Consider the following 1,667-nt stretch of genomic DNA (forward strand, 5'->3'; position numbering starts at 1 on the left):
CACAAGGGCGCTGAAGACACAGCGACGGGTTTGTTGCTGAAGGCGGGCCAGGAACACCGCCTGGACCTGCCGCACGAGTTTTGCCGCCTCAGGCCGGTTCGCGCTTCAATGCTTGCGCCATGCAGTGGATGCCGCCGCCGGTCTTCGAAATCTCGCTCATGTCGACGGCCGCGACCTCGAAACCGCGGGCTTTGAGCTGACCGATCAGCGTCTGGCTGGAGGTCGGCGCGATCACCCGGTCCTTGCCCAGCGACATGAAGTTGCAGCCGAGGGCCATCGTATCCTGGAACGGCACGTCGATGATCTCGTGGCCCTTGCCCTTCAGCCAGTCGACGATGCCGGGTTCGGCGCAGGCGAGGCAGACAGCGGTCAGTTTCTCGGCGATCGGCACCACCATCAGGTCGATATGGACATAGTATTCGTCGATGAAGGCGATGCGGGTTTCCCAGCCTTCCTTGTCGAACCAGGCCTGCACCTGGCGGGCGCCTTCTTCCTGCGTGCGGGCGCCGCCGCAGCCGATCAGCACGACGCCGTCCTCGATGACGTTGAAATCGCCGCCCTCGAACGTACCCGCCGTGACCATGTCGTAGATCGGGATGCCGAGTTTTTCATAGGTGCGGATCGCGGCGTAGTTCTCGCCGCGCCGCCACCAATTGGCCATTGCGGTGATGAAGGCGCCGTAGGGCGTCATGACGCTGGAATCGCGGGAATAGACTTGCATCGGCAATTCCGGTGTCGGCTCGTGCCAGTGGATGTTGACGCCGAAATGCTCGTAGGCGGCGACGAGGTCCTTGTGCTGCGCCTGCGCGATCTGGACGTTGCAGGGCGCCTCGCGCAGATGCTTTCGCGACAGCGAACTGGTCGACAGATGGCGCAGGAAATTGGGTGAGCCGAGCAGGACGTCGGTCAGGACGTCGGTCTCGTTGGCGAAGCCCCAGGCGGTCAGCGGCTTGGTGCCGCCGGCCGGGTTGCGGCGCTGCAGCGAAAACGGTTCTGCAACTATGCGGTCATGGACGGTCATGGGGTTCTCCTCGTGATCAGATCAGCGGTCATTTGGCTTGGGGAATGCTCGGTATCCACCAATCGCGTCCGCGCGGGGTGGTGACATATTCAGGCCAGCGGAAATTGATCGGCGGCTCGTAGTCACAGAGCGGCGCGATCCAGTTCGAGCCGCCGATTCCGCCTCCGGTGCGGGCGACGAATTCATTTATCGCCGCATCGCGGGCGGTCTGGTCTTCCAGCAGGCGAAGGGCGGCGAGTGCGATCGTGCGGGAGGCGCAGGCCACCATCGGGTCGATGGTGGCGGGAATACCGCCCAACGCATTCATTACCCATGACGGATAGGGGTAGCCGGTTTCCGAACGCAGCGCCGGGCGGGCGACATAGAAGCGCGCCGTCGGCGTATGCCAGCTCATGTCGGTGTAATCGTCGGAGGTCGAATTGACCTGCGAGGGCGGCAGATCGCGGCGCAGGATCGCTTCCGCCGCCTGCGGCTCGATCAGGCGCTCCAGCTCTTCGATGAACGGCTCGTCGCTCGCCATGCGCCCGGCATTGACCTGTATTTCGCGCGCGACTGCCTTGGCGTCCTCGTCCCAGCGCGGCGGCCCGACGGCCGACAGTGCTCCATAGGCGATTTCGGCCATGGCATGGTTGTCAAGTCCCGGCCG

At 64.3% G+C, this 1,667-nt stretch carries 1 protein-coding gene and 1 pseudogene; both read right to left on the reverse strand.

The genetic code is table 11. The features are described 5' to 3' along the window. Positions 1 to 88: 88 nt before the first annotated feature. The gene (locus EN935_RS34880) at positions 89 to 1,021 is read right to left on the reverse strand and encodes a dimethylarginine dimethylaminohydrolase family protein (protein WP_109662543.1); all 933 of its coding nucleotides are present in this window, start codon (positions 1,019 to 1,021) and stop codon (positions 89 to 91) included. 28 nt (positions 1,022 to 1,049) lie between these two features. Then, positions 1,050 to 1,667 (reverse strand): annotated as a pseudogene (locus EN935_RS34885) (amidohydrolase); the annotation flags it as partial.

Source organism: Mesorhizobium sp. M7D.F.Ca.US.004.03.1.1 (genome assembly GCF_003998635.1).
In the GTDB taxonomy this organism is placed as follows: Bacteria; Pseudomonadota; Alphaproteobacteria; order Rhizobiales; family Rhizobiaceae; genus Mesorhizobium; species Mesorhizobium loti.

Bases quoted from the DNA above. Each gene is read 5' to 3' on its own strand.
- EN935_RS34880 (WP_109662543.1), bottom strand. From the start codon at position 1,021: ATGACCGTCCATGACCGCATAGTTGCAGAACCGTTTTCGCTGCAGCGC.